This window comes from Pseudomonas putida, assembly GCF_028682175.1.
Classification (GTDB): domain Bacteria; phylum Pseudomonadota; class Gammaproteobacteria; order Pseudomonadales; family Pseudomonadaceae; genus Aquipseudomonas; species Aquipseudomonas putida_AD.
In genome coordinates, this window is record NZ_JANHKS010000011.1 from 42,329 (window position 1) to 67,925 (window position 25,597).

Below are 25,597 nucleotides of genomic sequence, written 5' to 3' on the forward strand. Positions count from 1 at the left end.
CGCGCGTTTCGCCTGACGCTGCGCCTTCGCGGGCAAGCCCGCTCCCACAGGTTTGTCTATTCGGTAACCACCCAAATACTTTCATGAAAAGCTGGCACAGTGCCTCTATCGGTCTGGCATTGTTGTTGCTACTACATGGGTAACCGCTGAATCGGTGTCAAAAATTTGCGGCCCTTTTAAGAGAGAAGTCCATGAGCCAGGGTGTTGAATTTAATCGCTTGATGTTGGACATGCGTTCCATGCAGATGGACGCAATGGCCAAGCCTAAGGCCATCGATGCCCCGCAGCAGGCGGGTGCGACCAGCTTTTCCGACATGCTCGGCATGGCCGTGAACAAGGTCAATGACACGCAGCAGGCCTCCAACCAGCTGGCCACCGCCTTCGAGATGGGCAAGAGCGGCGTGGATCTCACCGACGTGATGATTTCCTCGCAGAAAGCCAGCGTGTCGTTCCAGGCGCTGACCCAGGTACGCAACAAGCTTGTCCAGGCGTACCAAGACATCATGCAAATGCCGGTTTGAGGACGATTTAAGTCATGGCTGAAGCCGTCGCCGATAACGTGCCCGCAAAAGCGGGTGCGACAGGAAGCAAGCCGATGTTCGGCCTGGCGTTCCTGCAAAATCTTTCCGAGATGACCATGCTGCGGCAGGTTGGCCTCATGGTCGGTCTGGCGGCCAGCGTGGCGATTGGTTTTGCCGTCGTGCTCTGGTCGCAACAGCCGGACTACAAGCCGCTGTATGGCAGCCTGTCGGGCATGGACACCAAGCAGGTGATGGATACCCTGGCCCAGGCTGACATCCCGTACACCGTCGAGCCCAACTCCGGCGCCTTGCTGGTCAAGTCCGAAGACCTGTCCCGTGCCCGCATCAAGCTGGCCGGTGCCGGCATCGCGCAGAACGACGGCAACGTCGGCTTCGAGATCCTCGACAAGGACCAGGGCCTGGGCACCAGCCAGTTCATGGAAGCGACCCGTTATCGTCGCGGCCTGGAAGGCGAGCTTGCGCGTACCATTTCTGCCCTGAACAACATCAAGGCCGCCCGCGTGCACCTGGCGATCCCGAAGAGTTCGGTGTTCGTGCGTGACGATCGCAAACCTACCGCCTCGGTGCTGGTCGAGATGTACGCCGGCCGCACCCTGGAGCCCGGGCAGGTGGCCGCGATCGTCAATCTGGTGGCGACCAGCGTTCCCGAGCTGACCAAGTCCCAGGTCACCGTGGTCGACCAGAAAGGCAACCTGCTGTCCGATCAGGCGGAAAATTCCGAACTGACCATGGCCGGCAAGCAATTCGACTACACCCGTCGCATGGAAGGCATGCTGACCCAGCGTGTGCAGAACATCCTGCAACCGGTGCTGGGCAATGATCGCTACAAGGCGGAAGTGTCGGCCGACGTTGACTTCAGCGCCGTGGAGTCCACTGCCGAAAGCTTCAACCCCGATCAGCCTGCACTGCGCAGCGAGCAGACCACCAACGAACAACGCTCCAGCAGCAGCGGTCCGCAAGGCGTGCCCGGTGCCCTGAGCAACCAGCCACCTGGCCCGGCCACCGCGCCGCAGACCACCGGTGGTGGTGCAGCCGGTGCCGCAGGCCCGATTGCCCCTGGCCAGCCACTGCTGGACGCTAACGGTCAGCAGATCATGGACCCGGCCACCGGCCAGCCAATGCTCGCGCCGTACCCGTCGGACAAGCGTAACCAGTCGACCAAGAACTTCGAGCTGGACCGTTCCATCAGCCACACCAAGCAGCAGCAGGGCAAGATCAATCGCCTGTCGGTTGCGGTAGTGGTGGACGATCAGGTCAAGGTCAACCCGGCCAATGGTGAAACCACCACCGTGCCGTGGACCGCCGACCAGTTGGCGCGCTTCACTCGCCTGGTGCAGGACGCGGTGGGCTTCGATGCCGCCCGTGGCGACAGCGTCAGCGTGATCAACGTGCCGTTCTCCACCGAGCGTGGCGAAGTGATCCCGGACATTGCCTTCTATCAGCAGCCGTGGTTCTGGGACATCGTCAAACAGGCGATGGGCGTGATCTTCATCCTGGTGCTGGTGTTCGGCGTGCTGCGTCCGGTGCTCAACAACATCACCAATCCGAAAGGCAAGCATGCCGACGGTGACGTGGAACTGGGCGGCATGGTCGGCCTGGACGGCGAGCTGGCCAATGACCGCGTGAGCCTTGGCGGTCCGCAAAGCATCCTGCTGCCTAGCCCTACCGAGGGTTATGACGCGCAGCTCAACGCAATCAAGAGCCTGGTGGCCGAAGACCCGGCCCGTGTGGCTCAGGTCGTAAAAGAGTGGATCAACACAGATGAGTGAGACTCGTGCAGCGGTCAAATTGACCCGCGTTGACAAGGCCGCGATCCTGCTGCTCACCCTGGGTGAGACGGACGCCGCGCAGGTTCTGCGTCACATGGGGCCCAAGGAGGTCCAGCGTGTGGGCGTGGCCATGGCGCAGATGCGCAGTGTGCACCGCGAGCAGGTCGAGCAGGTGATGGGCGAGTTCGTCGATCTGGTCGGTGACCAGACCGGCGTCGGCATAGGCTCGGACGGCTACATCCGCAAGATGCTCACCCAGGCGCTGGGCGAGGACAAGGCCAACGGTCTGATCGACCGCATCCTGCTGGGTGGCAACACCAGCGGTCTGGACAGCCTGAAGTGGATGGAACCGCGCGCGGTCGCCGACGTCATTCGTTACGAGCACCCGCAGATCCAGGCCATCGTCGTCGCTTATCTGGATGCCGACCAGGCCGGTGAAGTGCTGGGCCATTTCGACCACAAGGTGCGCCTGGACATCATCCTGCGCGTCTCGTCGTTGAACACCGTGCAGCCTGCGGCGCTCAAGGAATTGAACCAGATTCTCGAGAAGCAGTTCTCCGGCAACGCCAACACCTCGCGTACCACCCTGGGCGGGATCAAGCGTGCTGCGGACATCATGAACTTCCTCGACAGTTCGGTCGAAGGCCAGCTCATGGATTCGATCCGCGAAGTGGACGAAGACCTCTCGACCCAGATCGAAGACCTCATGTTCGTCTTCAACAACCTGGCCGATGTCGACGATCGTGGCATCCAGGCCTTGTTGCGCGAAGTGTCTTCCGATGTGCTGGTGCTGGCCCTCAAGGGTTCGGACGACGCCATCAAGGAAAAGATTTTCAAGAACATGTCCAAGCGTGCCGCCGAATTGCTGCGCGACGACCTGGAAGCCAAGGGCCCGGTTCGCGTCAGCGACGTGGAAACTGCACAGAAAGAGATCCTCACCATTGCCCGTCGTATGGCGGAGGCCGGGGAGATCGTTCTCGGCGGCAAAGGTGGCGAGGAAATGATTTAACAGCAGGTGCAGTCGATGTTCAGCTCCGATAAAGAAACGCCTAGCGAGCTCATCCGCGCCAAGGACCTCAGTGGATTCGATGTCTGGGCCTTGCCCAGCTTCGATCCCCATGTCGAAGAACCCGAGCCGGAACCTGCGCCCGAGCCCGAACCTGCCGAAAGCGAAGAAGTGCCGCTGGAAGAAGTCCAGCCCATGACCCTCGAAGAGTTGGAGAGCATCCGTCAGGACGCCTACAACGAGGGCTTTGCCATCGGCGAGAAGGAAGGCTTCCACAGTACCCAGCTCAAGGTTCGCCAGGAGGCGGACATCGCCCTGGCCGCCAAGCTGCAAAGCCTGGAGACCCTGATGAGCCATCTGTTCGAGCCTATCGCCGATCAGGACGCGCACATCGAGAAGGCCATGGTGACCCTGGTCGAGCACGTCGCCCGCCAGGTGATCCAGCGCGAGCTGAAAACCGATTCTAGCCAGATCGGCAAAGTATTGCAGGATGCCCTGCGCATGCTGCCGATGGGCGCTACCAACGTGCGGATCCTGATCAATTCCCAGGATTTCGACCAGGTGAAGGCCCTGCGTGATCGCCATGAAGAAAACTGGCGCATCCTTGAAGACGACACCCTGCAACCCGGCGGTTGCCGCGTGGAAACCGAACACAGCCGCATCGATGCCAGCGTTGAGACGCGCCTGAGCGTGGCGATCGCCAAGATGTTCGACCAGCTTCACGAACAGGCGCTGCACCCGGCCGTCCCGGACGTGAGTGTCGATCTGGACGCCGCGATCAAGAGCGCCGAAAGCGCCCTGCAGAAACAGTCGGACGCCTCCGATGCGTCTTGAGCGCACCAGCTTCGGCAAGCGCCTGAGCACCTACGCCGATGCCATTACCTTGCCGGTACAGCCGGTGGTGGAAGGGCGCCTGCTGCGCATGGTCGGCCTGACCCTCGAAGCCGAGGGCCTGCGCGCCGCCATGGGCAGCCGTTGTGTGGTCATCAACGACGACAGCCATCACCCGGTTGAAGTCGAAGCGGAAGTCATGGGCTTCGCCGGCGGCAAGGTGTTCCTGATGCCGGTCGGCAGCGTGGCCGGTATTGCGCCGGGTGCGCGCGTGGTGCCTCTGCCTGATACCGGTCGTTTGCCCATGGGCATGACCATGCTCGGTCGCGTCCTCGATGGCGCCGGTCGTCCGCTGGACGGCAAGGGCGGCATGAAGGCCGAAGACTGGGTGCCGCTGGACGGCCCGACCATCAACCCGCTCAAGCGCGACCCCATCAGCCAGCCGCTGGATGTGGGCATTCGTTGCATCAACGGTTTGTTGACGGTAGGTCGCGGCCAGCGTCTGGGCCTGTTCGCCGGTACCGGTGTGGGTAAGTCCGTGCTGCTGGGCATGATGACCCGCTTCACCGAGGCCGACATCATCGTGGTCGGGCTGATCGGCGAACGGGGTCGCGAGGTGAAGGAGTTCATCGAGCACATTCTTGGCGAAGAGGGCCTCAAGCGTTCGGTGGTGGTGGCGTCCCCAGCCGACGACGCGCCGCTGATGCGTCTGCGCGCTGCCATGTATTGCACGCGCATCGCAGAATATTTCCGCGACAAGGGCAAGAACGTCCTGTTGCTGATGGATTCGCTGACCCGTTTCGCCCAGGCCCAGCGGGAAATCGCCCTGGCCATCGGCGAGCCGCCCGCGACCAAGGGCTATCCGCCCTCGGTGTTCGCCAAGCTGCCCAAGCTGGTGGAGCGCGCGGGCAATGCGGAGAAAGGCGGCGGGTCGATCACCGCGTTCTACACCGTACTGTCCGAAGGCGACGACCAGCAGGACCCGATTGCCGACTCGGCGCGGGGTGTGCTGGACGGTCACATCGTGCTGTCCAGGCGGCTGGCCGAGGAGGGGCATTACCCGGCCATCGACATCGAAGCGTCCATCAGCCGGGTCATGCCGTCGGTGGTCGATGCGCAGCACATGACCCAGGCGCAGTACTTCAAACAGCTGTGGTCGCGCTATCAACAGAGCCGCGACCTCATCAGCGTGGGCGCCTATGTGGCCGGCGGCGACCGCGAGACAGACCTTGCGATCAACCTGCAACCGCAACTGGTGCAATACCTGCGTCAGGGCTTGCACGACAACGAGAGCATGCAAAGCAGCGAGGCGCAGTTGGCGCGCATCTTCAATCCTCAGGCGGCTGGCTGATAACCCATGGCCCAGACCCGCGCATCGCGCCTGGCGCCCGTGGTGGACATGGCCGAAAGCGCCGAAAAGACCGCCGCCCAGCGTTTGGGGCATTTTCAGGGCCAGGTCCGGCTGGCCGAGAACAAACTCGGCGAGCTCGAAAAATTCCGCGCCGATTACCAGCAGCAATGGATCGACAAAGGCTCGGTGGGCGTGTCTGGCCAGTGGCTGATGAACTACCAGCGCTTTCTCAATCAGCTGGAAACGGCCGTCAGCCAGCAACGCCAGAGCCTGACCTGGCACCAGAACAACCTCAACAAAGCCCGCGGCGAGTGGCAAAAGGCATACGCCCGCGTCGAAGGCCTGCGCAAACTGGTGCAACGCTACATCGACGAAGCCCGCGCCGCGGAAGACAAACGCGAGCAAAAACTCCTCGACGAACTCTCCCAGCGCCTCCCCCGGCAGCAGCCGTTCTAGCCGCTTCAGATGTCGGCTGTGATGCGTGGCGCGTCAGCGATGAATCCCTGTGGGAGCGGGCTTGCCCGCGAAAGCGTCATATCGGACCCTTCAATGTCGTATGGTCCGCCCCCTTCGCGGGCAAGCCCGCTCCCACAGTTCTATGATCCCCAGTCCCGTAGCAGCACGGCTTGCCGGCGGGGCGATTTCGAGAGCGCCATCGCGGGCAAGCGCGCTCCTACAGGCACAGACACCGCATGCCCGGCCGGTGGTGCGCGACGTCAGGCGAGCAATCAAACCACCCAACTCCACCCCAGTCAGATCACTTCCATCATGACTGTAGGAATCTTCCATTTGCCGCGCCGCACAAGGGGTGCTAAAACTTCATCCGTCTGACGCCGTTTCATATAAGGGATTTGCCAATGTCAGTTACTTCCGAGCGCTCTCCTGACAAGCAGAAGCTGACCATCAAGATCAAAGGACGGTTCGATTTTTCCACGCACCAGGATTTTCGCGGTGCGTACGAGCGAGAAACCGACGCCAAGCATTACGTAGTCGATCTGAAGGAAACCAACTACCTCGACAGCTCGGCGCTGGGCATGCTCCTGCTGCTGCGCGATCACGCCGGCGGCGAACGCGCCGATGTACGGTTGGAAAACTGCAGCGCCGACGTCATCAAAATCCTCGCCATTTCCAACTTCTCCAAACTCTTCAACATCGGCTAATGGCGGGTTCTGCGCCACCCGAGCGCCTGACGATACTCATCGCCGACGACAACGCCAGCGACCGCATGCTGCTCTCGGCGATCATCAGCCGCCTGGGGCATGAGGTCCAGAGCGCCTGCGATGGCGAAGAAGCCGTCGGACTGTTCGAGCGCAGGCGCCCGCAACTGGTCCTGATGGACGCCCTGATGCCGGTCATGGACGGCTTCGAGGCGGCCCGCCGGATCAAGGAACTGGCCGGCGAAGCGCTGGTGCCGATCATCTTCCTCACCTCCATGAGCGAAGGCGAGGGCCTGGCGCGCTGCCTGGATGCCGGCGGCGATGACTTCATCACCAAGCCCTACAACCCCATCGTGCTGGCCGCCAAGATCAACGCGATGAACCGCCTGCGCCTGTTGCAGGAAACCGTCCTGCAGCAGCGCGACATGATCGCCCGCCACCATAAATACTTGCTCAACGAGCAGCGCGTGGCCAAGGCGGTGTTCGACCAGATCGCTCACTCGGGCTGCCTCAACGCCCCCAACATTCGTTATCTGCAGTCGCCTTACGCGCTGTTCAACGGCGACCTGCTGCTGGCGGCGTGGGCGCCGTCGGGCAACATGCATGTGCTGCTTGGGGACTTCACAGGGCACGGCCTGCCGGCCGCCGTCGGGGCAATGCCGCTGGCCGAAGTGTTCTACGGCATGACGGCCAAGGGCTACGGCCTCCCAGAAACCCTGCGCGAGATGAACGCCAAGCTCAAGCGCATCCTGCCGGTGGACATGTTCTGCTGCGCGGCGCTGGTGTGCGTCAACTTCAAGCAGCAACTGGTGGAAGTCTGGAACGGCGGCCTGCCTGATGGCTACCTGCTGCATGCCGACGGGCGACCCCACACGCCGCTGGTGTCGGCGCACCTGCCGCTGGGCGTGCTGGGTGCCGGCAGCTTCGATGACAATACCCAGGTCTACCCCTTTGCCCCCGGCGACCGGGTGTTCCTGCTGTCTGACGGCGTGGTGGACAGCACCGACGAAAATGGCGAGATGTTTGGCTCGCGGCGGTTGCAGAACGTTTTCGTCACCAACCGCAACCCGGCCTCGCTCATGGAAGAAGTGCAATGGGCGCTCGCGCGGTTTCGCGGTCAAGTCCGTGACGATGTGAGCATGCTGGAAGTGGGCTTCAACGAGCCCGAGCTTCTGGGCACGCCGTCGGTGATCTACACCGACAGCGGCGATTCGAGCCCGCTGGACTGGGCCGCCAGCTTCGAATTCCGTGCCTCGACCCTCAAGCGCTTCAACCCGCTGCCCTACCTGTTGCAACTGCTCCAGGAAGTGCATGGCCTGCGCCTGCAGAGCAGCGAGCTCTATACCGTGATGTCCGAGCTGTACAGCAACGCCCTGGAGCACGGGGTGCTGGGGCTGGATTCGGCACTCAAGCGCGATGCCGAGGGTTTTGCCCTTTACTACCAGTTGCGCGCCGAGCGTCTGGAGAACATGGAAGGCGGGTTCATACGATTTAGTTTCCAGATAATTCCGGTCGGGCAGGGTGGGCGGCTGATCGTCGAAGTTCACGACAGCGGCAATGGTTTCGACGTCGAGAGGGTGCTGGCGTTGCCCCCTGCGGTCAACCAGTTGTCCGGGCGCGGGCTCAACCTGGTCCGGCAATTGAGTAATGAGTGCCATTGGTCCCCGGACGGGCGCACTGCCCGTGTAGAGTTCGCTTGGGAGGGTCTGGCATAATCCGGCGCTTTCTTGATCAAGGAGCGAGCAAGCAGTGAAAAATCATATGGATCTAAACGTCCTCGGGACGCTGCGTGACGTCATGGAAGGGGAATACCCGGCGCTGCTGGAGGTATTCATCAAGGATTCCGAACGACGTGTCATCGAGCTCAATGAGCTCATTCAATCAGCCGATTTTTCCTCCCCCGGCCCGCTCCAGCTCAAGCAACTGGCCGACAAGGTCCACAGCTTCAAGGGCAGTTGCAGCAACATGGGCGCCGCACACCTGGCCGACCTGTGCCGCGAGCTGGAAGACCAGGCGCGCAGCCCGGCGCCCCCCGGTGCTGCTGAAATCCGCCAGAGCGTCGCGGCGATCACCAGCGAATTTGCCGTGGTGCGCGATCTATTCGACGTACAACTGGAGTCTGCGCTCAAGGGATTCTGAGCCGGCAATCTGTCCCATCCCGAAAGCTGGCCCGCCATTTGCTTGATCTCCGCGCAATCGTGCTTTTGCGGAGATCAACATGGCCCTTGCCAACAACCCTTTACTTACGGCCCTGACGGCTGCCAAAGCCCAGAAAGCCAGCGCCGCCAATTCGGTAAAGGCGCCAGACCCCGTCAAGGACAACGCTTCCAGCTTCTCGACGGTATTTGCCAAGCAGGCCGCGCCCAAGTCTTCCAGCGTCGATGACAGCCCGCCCAAGCCCGCCAGCGCCAAGAGTCCGGCAGCGACCGACAAGCATGGCGCCAGCCAATCGTCTGCCGCCTCCGACAAGACGGTTGCCGATAACGGCAATGGCTTGCCTGGCAACAAGGCGGTGAATGCCAAGCCGGATAACGCCTCCGGTAAGGACAACGACGAGGACGACGATACCGACGACACCTCCGATTCCGCGACCTCGGCCACCGATCCGACGGTAGCTGACGGCACTGTCACTGACCCGGTCGTCGATCCGTCGCTGATCGTTGCCACCCCCGTGGTCGAGCCTGCGCCGGTCCAGCCCGACGTCGCCGCGCAGCCGGTGATCGATCCGGCGTTGCTGGCCGGCACCGCCCCGGTTGTGCCGCCACCGGTGGTGCAGGCGCCGACCGACGCCACCGATGACACCTTCGACCCGTCGGCCGATCCTCTGGAAGGCTTGACGGCGGTTCAGGTGGCCCTGGAGAACAAGGCCCAGCAAAGCGCCCAGGCGAATGCGGCCGTGAAGGGCGCAGGCCATGACGCCGGCAAGCAGGACCCCAACGCCGATGCAGCGCAGCAGCTTGCCGGTAACCTGGCGGCGCTGGGCGATCAGCCTGTGGACAAGAGCACCACCGAGGGTGGCGGCGACAAGGCCTTTGCCGGGCTGTTGGCCGATGGCCTCAAGGATGTGAAGGGCGCCACCGGCGACACCCGGGTGGACAACTTCGCCGAGCGTCTGGCGGCATTGTCCCAGGCCGCCCAGGTGAAAACCGGCTCCGCGACGCCAGCGACCCCGCTCAATCAGCCGCTGGCCATGAACCAGAGCGGCTGGACCGAGGGCGTGATCAACCGCGTCATGTACCTGTCCAGCCAGAATCTGAAGCAGGCCGACATCCAGCTGGAACCGGCCGAACTGGGACGCCTGGACATTCGCGTCAATATGGCGGCAGACCAGCAGACCCAGGTCACCTTCATGAGCGCCCACGTCGGTGTGCGTGAAGCGCTGGAAAACCAGATGTCGCGCCTGCGTGATTCCTTCGCCCAGCAGGGCATGGGGCAGGTCGATGTCAACGTGGCCGACCAGGGCCGTGGCTGGCAACAGCAGGCCCAGCAGCAGTCGGGTGGTGACGCCCAGCGCGGCAATGGCACCAGTGGTTCGGGCAATGGCAGCGGCAGCGACCTGATCGCCGATGGCGCCCCGGTGGATGCCGCAACCGCCGCCGCCAGCGCCCCGTTGCAGGTGGTGGGTTCAAGCGCGGTCGATTATTACGCCTGACCCCCAATAGCTACTCCGACCCCGTAGCAGCACGGCTTGCCGGCGGGAGCGATACTTCAGTCAACTCATCAATGACTGACCCACCGCTCCCGCCGGCAAGCCGTGCTGCTACGGGGTTTCTCGTTTGATGTCTCGTCCAGCGCCAACTCTGGCACAACCCTTGCTCTCCCTATGTCACGCAACACCGAACCCATTGGATAGTGACGGATTATTGGCATGGCGAAGACCGACGACGCAGCACCTAAAGACCCCGCGAAGAAAGGCAAGTTGAAGATCATCATTCTCGTGGTGGTGGGCCTCTTGCTGGCCATCGGGCTGTCGGTCGGTGCTACCTGGTTCATCATGCACAAGGCCGAGAGCAAGCCTGATCCTGCGGTGGCGGCCGAAGCTGCTAACGTCAAGAAAGAGGCGATCTTCGAGCCGCTCACGCCGCCCTTCGTCGTCAACTACAACGTCAATGGCCGCCAGCGCTACATGCAGGTCAGCATTACCCTGCTGGCCCGTGATCACGCCGATCTGGAAGCGTTGAAAGTGCACATGCCGGTCATCCGTAACAATCTTGTGATGATGTTCTCAGGCCAGGCGTTCGACACCATCGCAACGCCGGTGGGCATGGAAATGCTGCGCCAGAAAGCCGCTGCCGTGGTGCAGGAAGTCGGCCAGAAAGAGCTGAACAAGAGCGTCATCGAGCAGGTTCTTTTCACTAACTACGTATTGCAGTAGGACCACGACATGGCCGTGCAAGACCTGCTGTCCCAGGATGAAATCGACGCGCTGCTGCATGGCGTGGACGATGGTCTGGTACAGACCGAAAGCGTCATCGAACCTGGCAGTGTTAAGAGTTATGACCTGACCAGTCAGGACCGCATCGTCCGTGGACGCATGCCGACCCTGGAAATGATCAACGAGCGTTTCGCCCGTTACACCCGCATCAGCATGTTCAACCTGTTGCGTCGCTCTGCCGACGTGGCGGTAGGCGGTGTGCAGGTGATGAAGTTCGGCGAGTACATCCACTCGCTGTACGTGCCGACCAGCCTGAACCTGGTCAAGATCAAACCGCTGCGCGGCACCGCGTTGTTCATCCTGGATGCCAAGCTGGTGTTCAAGCTGGTGGACAACTTCTTCGGTGGCGACGGCCGTCACGCCAAGATCGAAGGTCGTGAATTCACGCCGACCGAGCTGCGCGTGGTGCGCATGGTGCTGGACCAGGCCTTCATCGACCTGAAGGAAGCCTGGCAGGCGATCATGGAAGTCAATTTCGAGTACATCAACTCGGAAGTGAACCCGGCCATGGCCAACATCGTGGGCCCGAGCGAAGCGATCGTGGTGTCGACCTTCCACATCGAACTCGATGGCGGTGGCGGCGACCTGCACGTGACCATGCCGTATTCGATGATCGAGCCGGTGCGCGAAATGCTCGACGCCGGTTTCCAGTCCGATCTGGACGATCAGGACGAGCGCTGGGTCAACGCCCTCAAGCAGGACGTCATGGATGTGGCGGTGCCGCTGAGCGCCACGGTTGCCCGTCGTCAGCTCAAGTTGCGGGACATCCTGCACATGCAGCCCGGTGACGTGATTCCGGTGGAGCTGGGTGAACACCTGGTGATGCGCGCCAATGGCGTGCCGTCGTTCAAGGTCAAGCTGGGCTCGCACAAGGGCAATCTGGCGCTGCAGGTGATCGAGCCGATAGAACGTCGCTGACGCCTGGCCGTCTGCATCTGAATGTGTGCTGTAAACGAATTGCTCTGCTAACACAATTTACGGGCGAATGACAAAGCCCTGTCGAGGACAACCATGGCTGATGAAAACGAAATGAACTCCGCAGACGACCAGGCACTGGCTGACGAATGGGCTGCAGCGCTGGGCGAAGCGGGCGAGGGCGGTCAGGCTGATATCGACGCGCTGCTGGCCGCCGATGCGGGCAACGCCGCCGGCAACCGTCTGGCGATGGAAGAGTTCGGCAGCGTGCCAAAGCACAATGGCCCTGTTTCGCTGGAAGGCCCGAACCTGGACGTGATCCTGGACATCCCGGTGTCGATTTCCATGGAAGTGGGCAGCACCGACATCAACATCCGTAACCTGCTGCAACTCAACCAGGGCTCGGTGATCGAGCTCGACCGTCTGGCCGGCGAGCCGCTGGACGTGCTGGTCAACGGCACACTGATCGCCCACGGTGAGGTGGTGGTGGTGAACGAGAAGTTCGGCATCCGTCTGACTGACGTGATCAGCCCAAGCGAACGCATCAAGAAGCTGCGCTAAGTGGGTCGCTTGCTGAAGGGCCTGTTGGTCGCGCCCGTGCTGATGACGTCGTGGCTGGCAATGGCGGCGGATCCTGCAACCACGCCAGCGCCAGCCGCTGCCACGCCTGCCGTCACAGCGCCGGCTGCCGTTACCGTGCCCCCGGTGGGCGCTTTGACCAGCGGTATCGGCGGTCAACTGGCGCAACTGGTGTTCGGTTTGCTGCTGGTGGTCGGTTTGATCTTCGTGCTGGCCTGGCTGATGCGCAGGGTTCAGCGCGCAGGGCCCGGCGGCAACCAGGTGATCGAACTGGTGGGTTCCCGTGCCCTCGGCCCGCGTGACCGGCTGGTGCTGGTGCAGGTTGGCAACGAGCAGGTGCTGCTGGGCGTTTCCCCCGGCAGCATTACCGCGCTGCATGTGATGAACGAGCCGGTGCAGGTGCCTGAAACCCAGAACGCCACGCCCGAATTCGCCCGCCGCCTGATGGAAGCGCTGGGCAACAAGGGTGTGGTCAACAAAGGCGCGGCCCGGCCGTTCGGCGGCAAGGACAGCCTCGAAAATCCGGGTCAGAAGGATAAGAACTGATGCGCATTGTCTTGACGCTGCTGTTGTTGCTGGCAGCGCCGCTGGCGTTCGGCGCCGACCCGTTGTCGATCCCGGCGATCTCGCTGGGCACCGGTGCCAACGGCCAGCAGGAATACTCGGTCAGCCTGCAGATCCTGCTGATCATGACCGCGCTGAGTTTCATCCCGGCGTTCGTCATGCTGATGACCAGCTTCACCCGGATCATCATCGTGTTCTCGATCCTGCGCCAGGCCCTGGGCCTGCAGCAGACGCCGTCGAACCAGATCCTCACCGGCATGGCGCTGTTCCTGACGCTGTTCATCATGGCGCCCGTGTTTGACCGGGTGAACAACGATGCACTTCAGCCGTACCTGGCGGAAAAACTCACCGCCCAGGACGCCGTCGCCAAGGCTGAAGTGCCGATCAAGGACTTCATGCTCGCCCAGACCCGCTCAAGCGATCTGGAGCTGTTCATGCGTCTGTCCAAGCGCACTGACATCCCGACCCCCGACGCTGCGCCGTTGACCATCATCGTCCCGGCCTTCGTGACCTCGGAGCTCAAGACGGCGTTCCAGATCGGCTTCATGATCTTCATCCCGTTCCTGATCATCGACCTGGTGGTCGCGAGCGTGCTGATGGCCATGGGTATGATGATGCTTTCGCCGCTGATCATTTCGCTGCCGTTCAAGATCATGCTGTTCGTGCTGGTGGATGGCTGGGCGCTGATCATCGGTACGCTGGCCGGCAGTTTCGGTGGCGTATGAACCTGTTTGACGAGGAGTGCGCAGCATGACCCCAGAAGTGGCCGTCGACCTGTTCCGTGAAGCGCTGTGGCTGACCACCACCATGGTCGCCATCCTGGTGGTGCCCAGCCTGATCGTCGGCCTGCTGGTCTCGATGTTCCAGGCCGCCACCCAGATCAACGAACAGACCCTGAGCTTCTTGCCGCGTCTGCTGGTGATGCTCATCACCCTGATCGTGGTCGGCCCGTGGCTGGTGCGTACCTTCATGGAATACATCATTTCGCTGTACACCAGCATTCCCCAAGTGATCGGCTGACGTCTGCATGGAACCTGTGCTGGCGCTGACCGATACGCAGATCAGCACGTGGGTGGCCGCCTTCATGCTGCCGCTGTTTCGCATCGCGGCGGTGCTGATGACCATGCCGATCTTCGGCACGACCCTGGTGCCGACCCGCGTGCGCCTGTACCTGGCGCTGGCGATCACCGTGGTGGTGGCGCCGAGCCTTCCGCCGATGCCCGAAGTGCATGCGCTGGACCTGAGTGCGCTGCTGCTCATCGCCCAGCAGATCATCATCGGCGCGGCGCTGGGTCTGTCCCTGCAACTGTTTTTCCAGGCATTCGTGATCGCCGGCCAGATCGTCGCGATCCAGATGGGCATGGGTTTCGCGTCCATGGTCGATCCGGTCAACGGTGTGTCGGTGGCGGTGATCGGGCAGTTCTTCACCATGCTGGTGACGCTGCTGTTCCTGGCCATGAACGGTCATCTGGTGGTGTTCGAAGTCCTGATCGAAAGCTTCACCACGCTGCCGGTGGGCGAGGGGCTGATGGTCGCCAATTTCTGGGGCCTGGTGCTGCGCCTGGGCTGGGTGCTGGGGGCTGCGCTGATCCTGGTGTTACCGGCGATCACCGCGCTGCTGGTGATCAACATTGCCATGGGCGTTATGACCCGGGCGGCGCCGCAGCTGAACATCTTCTCTATCGGCTTCCCGCTGACCCTGGTGCTGGGCATGGGGATTCTGTGGATCTCCCTGGGCGACATTCTCAATCAGTACCAACCGCTGGCGGTCGACGCCTTGCAGTTGCTCAAGGAAATGGTCAGGGCGCGCTGAGATGGCAGAGAGCGAGAGCGGTCAGGACAAGACAGAAGACCCCACGGACAAGCGCAAGAAAGACGCGCGAGAAAAGGGCGAGATCGCCCGGTCCAAGGAGCTCAACACCGTCATCATCATGATCGTCGGCGCCGCCGGTTTGCTGGCGTTCGGCGGCTCGATGGCAGAAATGATGATGCAGCTGATGCGCGACAACTTCACCATCTCCAGGGATGCGCTGATGGACGAGCGCAGCATGAGCCTGATGTTGATGGTCTCAGGCAAGGCAGCGCTGCAGTCGGTCACTCCGTTGTTGGTGGCCCTGACCCTGGCGGCGTTGATCGGGCCGATTTCCCTGGGTGGCTGGCTGTTCGCGGCAGGCTCGCTGGCCCCCAAGTTCAGCCGGCTCAATCCCCTGGCGGGGCTCAAGCGCATGGTCTCGCCCAAGGCGCTGATCGAACTGCTCAAGTCCCTGGCCAAGTTTTTCATCGTGTTGATCGTGGCCATCATGGTCCTGTCCAAGGACAAGAACGATCTGCTGGCCATTGCCCATGAACCCCTTGAACTGGCGGTGGCGCACAGTCTGCAACTGGTCGGCTGGAGTACCTTGTGGATGGCCTTCGGGCTGTTGATCATCGCTGCTGTGGACGTGCCGGTGCAGCTGTGGGAAGCCCACAAGAAGCTGCTGATGACCAAGCAGGAAGTGCGCGACGAGCACAAGGACAGCGAAGGGCGGCCAGAGGTCAAGCAGCGGATTCGCCAGTTGCAGCGCGAGATGTCGCAGCGACGGATGATGGCGGCGATCCCCGAAGCCGACGTCATCATCACCAACCCGACCCACTACGCCGTGGCGCTCAAATACGACTCCGAGAAGGGCGGCGCGCCGGTGCTGCTGGCCAAAGGCAGCGACTTCATCGCCCTGAAGATCCGCGAGATCGGGGCGCAGCATCAGATCCTGCTGCTCGAATCGCCGGCGCTGGCGCGTTCGATCTACTACAGCACCGAGCTTGAGCAGGAAATTCCGGCGGGGCTGTACCTGGCGGTGGCGCAGGTGCTGGCCTACGTGTACCAGATCCGCCAGTTCCACGCAGGCCGCGGCAAGCGTCCACCGCCGTTGAACGAGGATCTGCCGATTCCGCCGGATTTGCGGCGGGATTCGTAGCGGGCGTGAGATCGCTACATGGATGCCCTTCGGGCCTATCGCGAGCAAGCTCACTCCTACATTTTTTGAAACGTGCCATGGCCTGATGGACTGAGTTGGTAGCCTTGGTGTTCGGTTCAGATTATTTTTGGTCTGTGAAAAAGGCTGCGCACTCGGTCCATCAGAATGCGGTACGTTGCAAAAAATGTAGGAGTGAGCTTGCTCGCGATCAGGCCCGAAGGGCATCAGAGTAAGAATTACCAAACCGGAAATATGTCGACCCCAACACAATTCCGTATAGTGGCACTCTGACATTTTTCACGCTTTCCCAGAGTTGGACAGAATTTTGCAATACCTGCGTTACAGCGCCTCTGGCGTCAAAAGTTTGATTTAACGCGCAGGTAGATAATCGGTGGATCGCTCTCAAATACTCACAAACGCACGCTCCGGACTGATCGGCCTGGGTCGTGGTCAGTTGGGCGTGCCGTTGTTGTTGCTGGTCATGCTGGCAATGATGATGTTGCCGATGCCGCCGTTCCTGCTGGACGTGTTCTTCACGTTCAACATCGCCTTGTCGATCGTCGTGCTGCTGGTCTGCGTCTACGCCCTGCGGCCGCTGGATTTCTCGGTGTTCCCCACCATCCTGCTGATCGCGACCTTGCTGCGCCTGGCGCTCAACGTGGCGTCCACCCGTGTGGTCATGCTCCACGGCCAGGACGGCCACGCCGCCGCCGGTAAGGTGATCCAGGCCTTCGGTGAGGTGGTGATCGGCGGTAACTACGTGGTCGGTATCGTGGTGTTCGCGATCCTGATGATCATCAACTTCGTGGTCGTGACCAAGGGTGCCGGTCGTATCTCCGAGGTGAGCGCGCGTTTCACCCTCGATGCGATGCCCGGCAAACAGATGGCCATCGACGCCGACCTCAACGCCGGCCTGATCGACCAGCCCGAAGCCAAGCGCCGCCGTCTGGAAGTCGCCCAGGAAGCCGAGTTCTACGGCTCCATGGACGGTGCCAGCAAGTTCGTGCGCGGTGACGCCATCGCCGGCCTCCTGATCCTGTTCATCAACCTCATCGGCGGCATGCTGGTGGGTATCCTGCAACACAACATGACCTTCGCCGACGCCGGCAAAGTCTACGCACTGTTAACCATTGGTGACGGTTTGGTGGCGCAACTGCCATCGCTGCTGCTCTCCACCGCTGCCGCGATCATGGTGACCCGCGCCTCGGGCTCCGAAGAAATGGGCAAGCTGGTCGGGCGCCAGATGTTCACTTCGCACAAGGCGCTGGCCGTCTCGGCAGGCATCATGATCGTCATGGGCCTGGTCCCGGGCATGCCGCACTTCTCGTTCATCAGCCTGGGCCTGGTCGCGGCGGGCGGTGCGTACCTGCTGTGGAAGAAACAGAACATGGTCAAGCTCGCGGCGATCCAGGAGGTCAAGCGTCAGCAGGACCTGCTGCCTTCGCCAACCCGTGCGCAGGAATCCAAGGAGCTGGGCTGGGACGACGTGACCCCGATCGACATGATCGGCCTGGAAGTGGGCTACCGCCTGATTCCGCTGGTGGACCGCAACCAGGGTGGTCAGTTGCTGGCGCGGATCAAGGGCGTGCGCAAGAAGTTGTCGCAGGAGTTGGGCTTTCTGATGCCAACCGTACACATTCGCGACAACCTGGACCTGGCGCCGAGCGCGTATCGTCTGACGCTGATGGGCGTGACCCTGGCCGAAGCCGAGATTTATCCGGATCGCGAGCTGGCGATCAACCCGGGTCAGGTATTTGGCAGCCTCAACGGCATCAATGCCAAAGACCCGGCGTTTGGCCTCGAAGCCGTCTGGATCGAAATCAGCCAGCGCGCCCAGGCGCAATCGCTGGGTTATACGGTGGTGGACGCCAGTACGGTAGTGGCCACTCACCTGAACCAGATTCTCTACAAACACTCACATGAATTGATCGGTCACGAAGAAGTCCAGCAATTGATGACGTTGCTGGCCAAAAGCTCGCCCAAACTGGCCGAGGAGCTGGTCCCTGGCGTGCTGTCGCTGTCGGCTTTGCTCAAGGTGCTGCAGGCGCTGCTGGCCGAGCAGGTTCCGGTGCGCGACATCCGCAGCATTGCCGAAGCCATCGCCAACAATGCCGCCCGGAGTCAAGATACCGCCGCGCTGGTGGCCGCCGTACGGGTCGGATTGTCCCGCGCAATCGTGCAAAGCATTGTCGGCATTGAGCCGGAGCTGCCTGTTATCACCCTGGAGCCAAGGTTGGAACAGATATTGCTCAATAGTCTGCAGAAGGCAGGTCAGGGTCAGGAAGAAGGCGTTCTGCTCGAACCGAGTATGGCTGAGAAACTTCAGCGCTCGTTGATCGAAGCGGCGCAGCGTCAGGAGATGCAGGGTCAGCCGGTAATTTTGTTGGTCGCAGGTCCGGTTCGCGCCATGTTGTCCCGCTTTGGACGCCTGGCGGTTCCGAACATGCATGTTTTGGCTTATCAGGAAATTCCTGACAATAAGCAAGTCACCATCGTAGCGACTGTCGGGCCGAACGGCTGAGGTAGTGAGTCATGCAAGTTAAGCGTTTTTTCGCCGCCGATATGCGTCAAGCCATGAAACTGGTTCGTGATGAGCTGGGCGCTGAAGCCGCCATCATCGGCAACCGGCGGATTGCCGGTGGCGTCGAGCTGACAGCCGCGCTGGACTACAAACTGTCTGCGCTGGCCCCGCGTGTGCCCAACGTCGAGCTCGAGGACGAGCTGCGCAAGACTCAGTCGCGCATCGTGACCGCACAGGCGGAGCTGACCAGCCGCAGCGAACTGGACACCGTCGCCAATCGCCAGCTGTTCGCAGGCATCGCGATGGACGACAGCAACAAGCAGATCGAGCCAACCCTGGACGAGCCGTTCCGCCCATCGATCCATGCCGCGATCGCGGCTGATCGTGCAGAGCGTGCCGAGCGTGCGGCGGCCGAGCCTGGCATCAGCCAGCGCGCCTACGAGTCGATGCGTTCGGAATTGAACGGCCTGCGTGAACTGCTGGAGGTCCAGCTCGGTTCGCTGGCATGGAATCAACTGCAAGGCAGCCGCCCGCAACAGGCCAACCTGTGGCGTCGCCTGCAACGTGTCGGCCTGTCCGGCCCGCTGTCCCGCGACCTGCTGAACATGGTCCCGGACGTCGACGACCAGCCCCACGCCTGGCGCATGTTGCTGGCGCACCTGGCGCGCATGATCGTCACGCCCGACGTCGAGCCGCTCGAAGAGGGCGGGGTGATTGCCATGGTCGGACCTGCCGGAATGGGCAAGACCACCACACTGGCAAAACTTGCGGCGCGATATGTGTTGAAATACGGCGCGCAAAATATCGCGCTGGTGAGCATGGACAGCTTCCGTATCGGTGCCCAGGAGCAACTCAAGACGCTGGGCCGGATTCTCAATGTGCCGGTGACCCACGTCGATCCGGGCCAGTCCCTGGCTCAGGCGCTGGAGCCGCTGCTGCGCAAGCGCGTGGTGTTGATCGACACCGCAGGCCTGCAAGCCAGCGATCCTGCACTGCGTCTGCAACTGGAAAGCCTGGCTGGCCGCGGCATCAAGGCGCGCAACTACCTGGTCCTGGCCACAACCAGCCAGAAGCAGGTGTTGACCGCCGCGTACCACAGTTACAAACGTTGCGGCCTGGCCGGGTGCATCCTGACCAAGCTGGACGAAACCGCAAGCCTGGGCGAAGTGCTCAGCCTTGCCGTGACACACGAGTTGCCCGTGGCCTATCTCACCGATGGCCCACGGATACCGGATGATCTGCATCTGCCACGTCGCCATCAGCTTGTAAGCCGGGCGGTGAGTGTTCAGATGCAGGAGGAGCCTAGCGAGGAAGCGATGGCGGATATGTTTGCGGATCTTTATCACAGCCCCGGCAAACGCGCGGGCTAGGTTAAGGAAAATGACATTGGAAAATACCTGCATCGATGGTCTGCCAGGCATTGTTCAGTCACTGAACGTGCAGCCCGAAATGTGGCTTAGGTCTAAGCAAGACAAGGTAAAAAATTAACATGGGCAGCATGCATCCCGTTCAGGTTATTGCGGTGACTGGTGGCAAAGGTGGCGTAGGCAAGACCAACGTGTCAGTGAACCTTTCGCTGGCACTGGCCGAGCTAGGGCGTCGCGTGATGTTGCTGGACGCCGATCTGGGTCTGGCCAACGTCGACGTATTGTTGGGCTTGACCCCTAAACGCACCCTGGCCGACGTCATCGAAGGCCGCTGCGAACTGCGCGATGTCCTGTTGCAGGGGCCTGGCGGTGTGCGCATCGTGCCGGCGGCGTCCGGCACTCAGAGCATGGTCCAGTTGACCCCGGCCCAGCATGCCGGCCTGATTCAGGCATTCAGCGACATCGGCGACAACCTGGACGTGCTGGTGATCGACACCGCCGCCGGGATTGGCGAATCGGTCGTCAGCTTCGTGCGCGCGGCGCAGGAAGTGTTGCTGGTGGTCTGCGACGAGCCGACTTCGATCACTGACGCCTACGCGCTGATCAAGCTGCTCAACCGCGACTACGGCATGAACCGCTTCCGCGTGCTGGCCAACATGGCCCAGAGCCCGCAGGAAGGGCGCAACCTGTTCGCCAAGCTGACCAAGGTCACCGACCGCTTCCTGGACGTCGCGCTGCAATATGTGGGCGCCGTGCCGTACGACGAGTGCGTGCGCAAGGCGGTGCAGAAGCAGCGCGCGGTGTACGAAGCGTTTCCCCGTTCCAAATGTGCGCTGGCGTTCAAGGCCATCGCGCAGAAAGTCGATACCTGGCCGCTGCCGGCGAACCCGCGTGGCCACCTGGAATTTTTCGTTGAGCGCCTGGTTCATCAGACCAGTGCAGGGCCAGTGTCATGACTGCAAGTGGCTATCGCATGTACAGCAAATCATCCAGAGATTCCCAGTACGAGCTCATCGAGCGCTATGCCCCGTTGGTCAAGCGTATCGCCTACCACTTGCTGGCGCGTCTGCCGGCCAGCGTGCAGGTCGAGGACTTGATCCAGGCGGGGATGATCGGCCTGCTCGAAGTGTCGACCAAATACGACTCCACCAAGGGTGCGAGCTTCGAGACCTACGCCGGCATCCGCATTCGCGGCGCGATGCTCGACGAAGTGCGCAAGGGTGACTGGGCGCCACGCTCGGTTCACCGCAATACGCGCATGGTCAGCGACGCGATTCGTGCCATTGAAGCAAAAACCGGCCGTGACGCTAAAGATCACGAGGTTGCTGCCGAACTTCAATTGAGCCTGGACGATTACTACGGGATTCTGAACGATACCTTGGGCAGCCGCCTGTTCAGCTTCGACGACCTTTTGCAGGACGGCGAGCATGAAGGGCTGCACGAGGACGGCGCGAGCCAGTCGCTGGAACCCTCGCGCGATCTCGAAGACGAGCGCTTCCAGAGCGCGCTGGCCGATGCCATCGCCAACCTGCCCGAGCGTGAACGCCTGGTGCTGGCGCTGTACTACGACGAAGAGCTGAACCTCAAGGAAATCGGTGAGGTCCTGGGTGTCAGCGAATCCCGTGTCAGCCAGCTGCACAGCCAGTGCGCCGCACGTCTGCGGGGCCGGCTGGGTGAGTGGCGCGCACGTTGATTGATTGAACGCAGGCTTTCGGGGCTGCGGATGGTATGTAAAACCGGCTGTGCAAGATGTTGTGTGGGCATCATGAGACAAGGCAGGAGCCGGTCGGATCGGGTCTTTGAAGATCCGCTCTGCTGCGCGCGTGACCTGCCGATTCGTCAGACCCGTCACTGTTATTCGTAGAAGCCGCTCGCCGGTATTGATTGAACGCGCGTCCAGGTGCTGGGCGCGTTAAAGACTGCTTGGAGGTCGAATTGGACAAGAACATGAAAATCCTCATCGTTGATGACTTCTCAACGATGCGGCGGATCATAAAAAACCTGTTGCGTGACCTTGGGTTCACCAACACGGCCGAAGCAGATGACGGTACCACCGCATTGCCGATGTTGCAGGCTGGCGGTTTCGATTTCCTGGTCACGGACTGGAACATGCCGGGCATGTCGGGCATCGACCTGCTGCGCCAGGTGCGTGCCGATGAACGCCTGCGCCACATGCCGGTGCTGATGGTCACTGCCGAAGCCAAGCGCGAGCAGATCATCGAGGCTGCCCAGGCCGGTGTTAACGGTTACGTCGTGAAGCCATTCACAGCCCAAGTGCTCAAAGAGAAGATCGAAAAGATATTCGAGCGCGTCAATAGCTGATGTCCGCTGCGAGGGCGCTATGGATCCTAAAGATTCGACAATGGGTGACTTCGAGTCGACCCTGAAGAAACACGCACAAGAGCTCGTCACCAGCCTTGAAAAAGGCAAGTTCGGCGACGCCGTGCAACTTATCCATGAGCTTAACCAGACTCGCGATCGCGGGTTGTATCAGGAAGTGGGCAAGCTGACGCGCGAGTTGCACAGCGCGATCGTCAACTTCCAGATCGACCCGCACATGCCGCAAGCCGAGGAAGTGTCCCAGATCACTGACGCCACCGAGCGCCTGTCCTATGTGGTCAGGCTCACGGAAGGTGCGGCCAACCGCACCATGGACCTGGTGGAGCAGAGCACGCCGTTGATGAACGGCCTGAGCGAGGACGCCAAGGCACTGAGTGCCGATTGGGGGCGCTTCATGCGTCGCGAGATCGGCGCCGAAGAGTTTCGTGATCTGGCCCGCCGCGTCGATGGTTTTCTGTCGCGCAGCGAGAAGGAGACCCACCAGGTCGCCAGCCACCTGAACGACATTCTGCTGGCCCAGGACTATCAGGACCTGACCGGCCAGGTGATCAAGCGTGTCACCACGCTTGTGACCGAGGTCGAGAGCAATCTGCTCAAGCTGGTGCTGATGGCAAGCCAGGTGGATCGCTTTGCCGGGATCGAGCACGATCAGGAAGTGTTCCGTAAGCAAAAAGAACAGGAAAAACTTCATTCCAAGGGTGAAGGTCCGCAGATTCATGCCGATAAACGTGAAGACGTCGTATCCGGTCAGGATGATGTAGACGATCTGCTATCCAGCCTGGGTTTCTAACTTCCAGTTCCCGGGTTCTATGTGAAAGTGGCGCAAGGTCTGCGCGCGAATGCTTCGACGAAGGCAATGCGCGTAGGCCATCAACGCAGCCTCTGGATCGGTTTGACGGTTAATTTTAGGAGCACCCCCAATGAGCTTCGGCGCCGATGAAGAAATCCTTCAGGATTTTCTGGTAGAGGCCGGCGAGATTCTCGAGCAGTTGTCCGAACAGTTGGTCGAGCTGGAAAGCCGACCGGATGATGCGGATCTGCTCAATGCAATTTTTCGCGGTTTTCACACTGTAAAAGGGGGCGCCGGCTTCCTCCAGCTCAACGAGCTGGTTGAATGCTGCCACATCGCTGAAAACGTGTTCGACATCCTGCGCAAAGGTGAGCGTCGGGTCGATGCCGAACTCATGGACGTCGTGCTCGAAGCGCTGGACACCGTGAACAGCATGTTCGGCCAGGTGCGCGAACGCTCTGACATTACCCCCGCCACCCCAGGGCTGCTCGCCGCGCTGTCGCGCCTGGCCGAGCCTGCGTCGGCCGATGAAATCGCCGCTGCGCCTGCACCTGTGGTCGAGGAAGTGCCAGAGGCTGCGTCCGAAGACATCACCGATCTTGAATTCGAACAACTGCTCGACTCGCTCAACGCGGTCAAGGCCCAGGCGGCGGGTGCTGCCGTCTCGGCGCCGGCACCGGTGGCTGCTGCCCCCGTGCAGGCTGATCAGCCGGCCAGCGATGAAATCACCGACGCCGAGTTCGAATCGCTGCTCGATCAACTGCATGGCAAGGGTCAGTTCGCCGCCGATGCCGTGGCGCCTGCCGCCAACGCGCCATCTGCAGCGGCAGCGACACCTGCCAGCGACGAAATCACCGACGACGAATTCGAAGCCCTGCTGGACCAGTTGCATGGCAAGGGCAGCTTCTCCCCCGACGCCAGCGCACCGGTTGCCGCCGCGCCTGTGGCTGCTGCCAGCGAGCCTGCATCGGACGAAATCACCGACCACGAATTCGAAGCGCTGCTCGATCAACTGCATGGCAAGGGCAAGTTCGAACCGGCCGTAGCCGGCGCGACCGCCACTGCTGCCGCACCGGTCAAGAAAGCCGAGCCAGCCAAGGCTGAATCTGCCAAACCGCAAGCACCGAAAGCCGAGGCACCGAAGGCTGAAGCGGCACCTGCGCCTGCGCCAGCAAAAGCTGCGCCTGCACCGGCGCCGACCCGTGCACCTGCGCCGGCCGCCGCCGACAAGGCGCCGACCGAAGCGGAAACCACCGTGCGCGTCGACACCGCGCGGCTGGACGAAATCATGAACATGGTCGGCGAACTGGTACTGGTGCGTAACCGCCTGGTGCGCCTGGGCCTGAACAGCGGCGACGAAGCCATGTCCAAGGCCGTGTCCAACCTGGACGTGGTGACCGCCGACCTGCAGACCGCCGTCATGAAGACGCGCATGCAGCCGATCAAGAAGGTCTTCGGGCGCTTCCCGCGTCTGGTTCGTGACCTGGCGCGCCAGCTCAAGAAAGAAATCAACCTTGAACTGGTGGGTGAAGAAACCGACCTGGACAAGAACCTGGTCGAGGCCCTGGCCGACCCGCTGGTGCACTTGGTGCGCAACGCGGTGGACCACGGCATCGAATCGCCGGAAGAGCGCGAAGCGTCGGGCAAGGCCCGTGGCGGTCGCGTAGTACTCTCGGCGGAACAGGAAGGCGACCACATCCTGCTGTCGATCTCCGATGACGGCAAGGGCATGGACCCGGCGGTGCTGCGCGCCATCGCGGTCAAGCGTGGCGTGATGGACAAGGACGCGGCCGATCGCCTGTCCGACACCGATTGCTACAACCTGATCTTCGCCCCGGGTTTCTCGACCAAGACCGAGATTTCCGATGTGTCCGGCCGTGGCGTGGGCATGGACGTGGTGAAAACCAAGATTTCCCAGCTCAACGGCTCGATCAACATCTACTCGACCAAGGGCCAGGGCTCGAAGATCGTCATCAAGGTCCCGCTGACTCTGGCGATCATGCCGACCCTGATGGTGATGCTGGGCAACCAGGCCTTCGCCTTCCCGCTGGTCAACGTCAACGAGATCTTCCACCTGGACCTGTCGACCACCAATGTCGTCGATGGTCAGGAAGTGGTGATCGTACGGGACAAGGCCCTGCCGCTGTTCTACCTCAAGCGCTGGCTGGTCAGCTCGGCCGCTCACGAAGAGCAGCGCGAGGGCCACGTGGTGATCCTCTCGGTGGGCACGCAGCGCATCGGTTTCGTGGTGGATCAACTGGTGGGCCAGGAAGAAGTGGTCATCAAGCCGCTGGGCAAGATGCTGCAAGGTACCCCAGGCATGTCCGGCGCCACCATCACCGGTGACGGCCGCATCGCGCTGATCCTCGATGTACCGAGCATGCTCAAGCGTTACGCCGCACGGCGTATCTGATTCAAGCGAGCGCGTCCGCCGTCACGGCAACGCGCGCCTCGTAGCAGCACGGCTTGCCGGCGG

24 protein-coding genes and 1 pseudogene are annotated in these 25,597 nt (G+C 61.9%); all 25 read left to right on the plus strand.

Features of this window, described 5'->3' with window-relative positions; all coding sequences use genetic code 11:
* Positions 1–191 precede the first annotated feature (191 nt).
* Positions 192–521 (plus strand): flagellar hook-basal body complex protein FliE, encoded by a 330-nt coding sequence (fliE, locus tag NPS29_RS10230; protein WP_274132372.1) that lies wholly within the window; start codon positions 192–194, stop codon positions 519–521.
* A 14-nt stretch (positions 522–535) separates the two neighbouring features.
* Positions 536–2,311 carry a flagellar basal-body MS-ring/collar protein FliF gene (gene fliF / locus NPS29_RS10235; RefSeq protein WP_274132373.1) on the plus strand — a complete coding sequence of 592 codons (1,776 nt, stop codon included), beginning with the start codon at positions 536–538 and terminating at the stop codon, positions 2,309–2,311.
* Entirely contained in the window at positions 2,304–3,320 is a 1,017-nt protein-coding gene (fliG, locus tag NPS29_RS10240; protein WP_274132374.1) for a flagellar motor switch protein FliG, read from the plus strand. The genes fliF and fliG overlap by 8 nt, the downstream gene beginning before the upstream one ends.
* A 15-nt stretch (positions 3,321–3,335) precedes the next feature.
* The gene (fliH, locus tag NPS29_RS10245) at positions 3,336–4,151 is read left to right on the plus strand and encodes a flagellar assembly protein FliH (RefSeq protein ID WP_274132375.1); all 816 of its coding nucleotides are present in this window, start codon (positions 3,336–3,338) and stop codon (positions 4,149–4,151) included.
* The gene (gene fliI, locus NPS29_RS10250; RefSeq protein WP_274132376.1) at positions 4,141–5,499 is read left to right on the plus strand and encodes a flagellar protein export ATPase FliI; all 1,359 of its coding nucleotides are present in this window, start codon (positions 4,141–4,143) and stop codon (positions 5,497–5,499) included. Before fliH ends, fliI begins: the two co-directional genes overlap by 11 nt.
* A gap of 6 nt (positions 5,500–5,505) precedes the next feature.
* Positions 5,506–5,955, plus strand: coding sequence for a flagellar export protein FliJ (gene fliJ, locus NPS29_RS10255; RefSeq protein ID WP_274132377.1), 450 nt, complete (start codon positions 5,506–5,508; stop codon positions 5,953–5,955).
* A 401-nt stretch (positions 5,956–6,356) separates the two neighbouring features.
* The gene (locus NPS29_RS10260; protein ID WP_274132378.1) at positions 6,357–6,659 is read left to right on the plus strand and encodes an STAS domain-containing protein; all 303 of its coding nucleotides are present in this window, start codon (positions 6,357–6,359) and stop codon (positions 6,657–6,659) included.
* Positions 6,659–8,371 carry an ATP-binding SpoIIE family protein phosphatase gene (locus NPS29_RS10265; RefSeq protein ID WP_274132379.1) on the plus strand — a complete coding sequence of 571 codons (1,713 nt, stop codon included), beginning with the start codon at positions 6,659–6,661 and terminating at the stop codon, positions 8,369–8,371. Before NPS29_RS10260 ends, NPS29_RS10265 begins: the two co-directional genes overlap by 1 nt.
* Before the next feature lie 46 nt (positions 8,372–8,417).
* Positions 8,418–8,795, plus strand: a complete 378-nt coding sequence (locus NPS29_RS10270; protein WP_274132380.1) for an Hpt domain-containing protein — start codon at positions 8,418–8,420, stop codon at positions 8,793–8,795.
* Positions 8,796–8,874: 79 nt separating this feature from the next.
* Entirely contained in the window at positions 8,875–10,308 is a 1,434-nt protein-coding gene (locus NPS29_RS10275; RefSeq protein WP_274132381.1) for a flagellar hook-length control protein FliK, read from the plus strand.
* Between the two features lie 216 nt (positions 10,309–10,524).
* Positions 10,525–11,031: a flagellar basal body-associated protein FliL gene (fliL, locus tag NPS29_RS10280; protein WP_274132382.1), complete on the plus strand. Its 507-nt coding sequence runs from the start codon at positions 10,525–10,527 to the stop codon at positions 11,029–11,031.
* Positions 11,032–11,040: 9 nt separating this feature from the next.
* Positions 11,041–12,009 carry a flagellar motor switch protein FliM gene (gene fliM, locus NPS29_RS10285; RefSeq protein WP_274132383.1) on the plus strand — a complete coding sequence of 323 codons (969 nt, stop codon included), beginning with the start codon at positions 11,041–11,043 and terminating at the stop codon, positions 12,007–12,009.
* A gap of 93 nt (positions 12,010–12,102) precedes the next feature.
* Positions 12,103–12,567, plus strand: a complete 465-nt coding sequence (gene fliN / locus NPS29_RS10290) for a flagellar motor switch protein FliN (protein WP_274132384.1) — start codon at positions 12,103–12,105, stop codon at positions 12,565–12,567.
* Positions 12,568–13,044: pseudogene (gene fliO, locus NPS29_RS10295) on the plus strand (flagellar biosynthetic protein FliO); the annotation flags it as partial.
* Between the two features lie 86 nt (positions 13,045–13,130).
* Positions 13,131–13,874, plus strand: coding sequence for a flagellar type III secretion system pore protein FliP (fliP, locus tag NPS29_RS10300; protein ID WP_274132385.1), 744 nt, complete (start codon positions 13,131–13,133; stop codon positions 13,872–13,874).
* A gap of 25 nt (positions 13,875–13,899) precedes the next feature.
* On the plus strand, positions 13,900–14,169 hold the full coding sequence (fliQ, locus tag NPS29_RS10305; protein ID WP_274132386.1) for a flagellar biosynthesis protein FliQ: 270 nt from the start codon (positions 13,900–13,902) through the stop codon (positions 14,167–14,169).
* A 7-nt stretch (positions 14,170–14,176) separates the two neighbouring features.
* A complete protein-coding gene (gene fliR / locus NPS29_RS10310) occupies positions 14,177–14,962 on the plus strand; it encodes a flagellar biosynthetic protein FliR (protein ID WP_274132387.1) in 786 nt (261 codons plus the stop codon).
* Position 14,963: 1 nt separating this feature from the next.
* Complete coding sequence (gene flhB / locus NPS29_RS10315) at positions 14,964–16,103, plus strand: flagellar biosynthesis protein FlhB (protein WP_274132388.1); 1,140 nt, start codon at positions 14,964–14,966, stop codon at positions 16,101–16,103.
* A 391-nt stretch (positions 16,104–16,494) separates the two neighbouring features.
* Positions 16,495–18,624, plus strand: coding sequence for a flagellar biosynthesis protein FlhA (gene flhA, locus NPS29_RS10320; RefSeq protein ID WP_274132389.1), 2,130 nt, complete (start codon positions 16,495–16,497; stop codon positions 18,622–18,624).
* A gap of 11 nt (positions 18,625–18,635) precedes the next feature.
* Positions 18,636–19,994 carry a flagellar biosynthesis protein FlhF gene (gene flhF, locus NPS29_RS10325; RefSeq protein WP_274132390.1) on the plus strand — a complete coding sequence of 453 codons (1,359 nt, stop codon included), beginning with the start codon at positions 18,636–18,638 and terminating at the stop codon, positions 19,992–19,994.
* A 119-nt stretch (positions 19,995–20,113) separates the two neighbouring features.
* Positions 20,114–20,947, plus strand: a complete 834-nt coding sequence (gene fleN / locus NPS29_RS10330; protein WP_274132391.1) for a flagellar synthesis regulator FleN — start codon at positions 20,114–20,116, stop codon at positions 20,945–20,947.
* A complete protein-coding gene (gene fliA / locus NPS29_RS10335) occupies positions 20,944–21,684 on the plus strand; it encodes an RNA polymerase sigma factor FliA (RefSeq protein ID WP_268800319.1) in 741 nt (246 codons plus the stop codon). The genes fleN and fliA overlap by 4 nt, the downstream gene beginning before the upstream one ends.
* A 254-nt stretch (positions 21,685–21,938) precedes the next feature.
* Entirely contained in the window at positions 21,939–22,313 is a 375-nt protein-coding gene (locus NPS29_RS10340; RefSeq protein WP_274132392.1) for a chemotaxis response regulator CheY, read from the plus strand.
* Positions 22,314–22,332: 19 nt separating this feature from the next.
* Positions 22,333–23,121, plus strand: a complete 789-nt coding sequence (locus NPS29_RS10345; RefSeq protein WP_274132393.1) for a protein phosphatase CheZ — start codon at positions 22,333–22,335, stop codon at positions 23,119–23,121.
* Between the two features lie 130 nt (positions 23,122–23,251).
* The gene (locus NPS29_RS10350) at positions 23,252–25,534 is read left to right on the plus strand and encodes a chemotaxis protein CheA (protein WP_274132394.1); all 2,283 of its coding nucleotides are present in this window, start codon (positions 23,252–23,254) and stop codon (positions 25,532–25,534) included.
* The last annotated feature ends 63 nt before the right edge of the window (positions 25,535–25,597 follow it).

What these genes read in the sequence shown, in the direction of transcription:
- fliA (WP_268800319.1), top strand. Translation starts at nt 20,944, where the DNA reads ATGACTGCAAGTGGCTATCGCATGTACAGCAAATCATCCAGAGATTCC.
- NPS29_RS10260 (WP_274132378.1), top strand. Translation starts at nt 6,357, where the DNA reads ATGTCAGTTACTTCCGAGCGCTCTCCTGACAAGCAGAAGCTGACCATC.
- fliP (WP_274132385.1), top strand. Translation starts at nt 13,131, where the DNA reads ATGCGCATTGTCTTGACGCTGCTGTTGTTGCTGGCAGCGCCGCTGGCG.
- fliI (WP_274132376.1), top strand. Translation starts at nt 4,141, where the DNA reads ATGCGTCTTGAGCGCACCAGCTTCGGCAAGCGCCTGAGCACCTACGCC.
- flhF (WP_274132390.1), top strand. Translation starts at nt 18,636, where the DNA reads ATGCAAGTTAAGCGTTTTTTCGCCGCCGATATGCGTCAAGCCATGAAA.
- fliJ (WP_274132377.1), top strand. Translation starts at nt 5,506, where the DNA reads ATGGCCCAGACCCGCGCATCGCGCCTGGCGCCCGTGGTGGACATGGCC.
- fliQ (WP_274132386.1), top strand. Translation starts at nt 13,900, where the DNA reads ATGACCCCAGAAGTGGCCGTCGACCTGTTCCGTGAAGCGCTGTGGCTG.
- NPS29_RS10265 (WP_274132379.1), top strand. Translation starts at nt 6,659, where the DNA reads ATGGCGGGTTCTGCGCCACCCGAGCGCCTGACGATACTCATCGCCGAC.
- fliH (WP_274132375.1), top strand. Translation starts at nt 3,336, where the DNA reads ATGTTCAGCTCCGATAAAGAAACGCCTAGCGAGCTCATCCGCGCCAAG.
- fliR (WP_274132387.1), top strand. Translation starts at nt 14,177, where the DNA reads ATGGAACCTGTGCTGGCGCTGACCGATACGCAGATCAGCACGTGGGTG.
- flhB (WP_274132388.1), top strand. Translation starts at nt 14,964, where the DNA reads ATGGCAGAGAGCGAGAGCGGTCAGGACAAGACAGAAGACCCCACGGAC.
- NPS29_RS10345 (WP_274132393.1), top strand. Translation starts at nt 22,333, where the DNA reads ATGGATCCTAAAGATTCGACAATGGGTGACTTCGAGTCGACCCTGAAG.
- fliL (WP_274132382.1), top strand. Translation starts at nt 10,525, where the DNA reads ATGGCGAAGACCGACGACGCAGCACCTAAAGACCCCGCGAAGAAAGGC.
- fliF (WP_274132373.1), top strand. Translation starts at nt 536, where the DNA reads ATGGCTGAAGCCGTCGCCGATAACGTGCCCGCAAAAGCGGGTGCGACA.
- NPS29_RS10275 (WP_274132381.1), top strand. Translation starts at nt 8,875, where the DNA reads ATGGCCCTTGCCAACAACCCTTTACTTACGGCCCTGACGGCTGCCAAA.
- fliE (WP_274132372.1), top strand. Translation starts at nt 192, where the DNA reads ATGAGCCAGGGTGTTGAATTTAATCGCTTGATGTTGGACATGCGTTCC.
- NPS29_RS10270 (WP_274132380.1), top strand. Translation starts at nt 8,418, where the DNA reads ATGGATCTAAACGTCCTCGGGACGCTGCGTGACGTCATGGAAGGGGAA.
- fliG (WP_274132374.1), top strand. Translation starts at nt 2,304, where the DNA reads ATGAGTGAGACTCGTGCAGCGGTCAAATTGACCCGCGTTGACAAGGCC.
- fliM (WP_274132383.1), top strand. Translation starts at nt 11,041, where the DNA reads ATGGCCGTGCAAGACCTGCTGTCCCAGGATGAAATCGACGCGCTGCTG.
- NPS29_RS10350 (WP_274132394.1), top strand. Translation starts at nt 23,252, where the DNA reads ATGAGCTTCGGCGCCGATGAAGAAATCCTTCAGGATTTTCTGGTAGAG.
- fliN (WP_274132384.1), top strand. Translation starts at nt 12,103, where the DNA reads ATGGCTGATGAAAACGAAATGAACTCCGCAGACGACCAGGCACTGGCT.
- NPS29_RS10340 (WP_274132392.1), top strand. Translation starts at nt 21,939, where the DNA reads ATGAAAATCCTCATCGTTGATGACTTCTCAACGATGCGGCGGATCATA.
- fleN (WP_274132391.1), top strand. Translation starts at nt 20,114, where the DNA reads ATGGGCAGCATGCATCCCGTTCAGGTTATTGCGGTGACTGGTGGCAAA.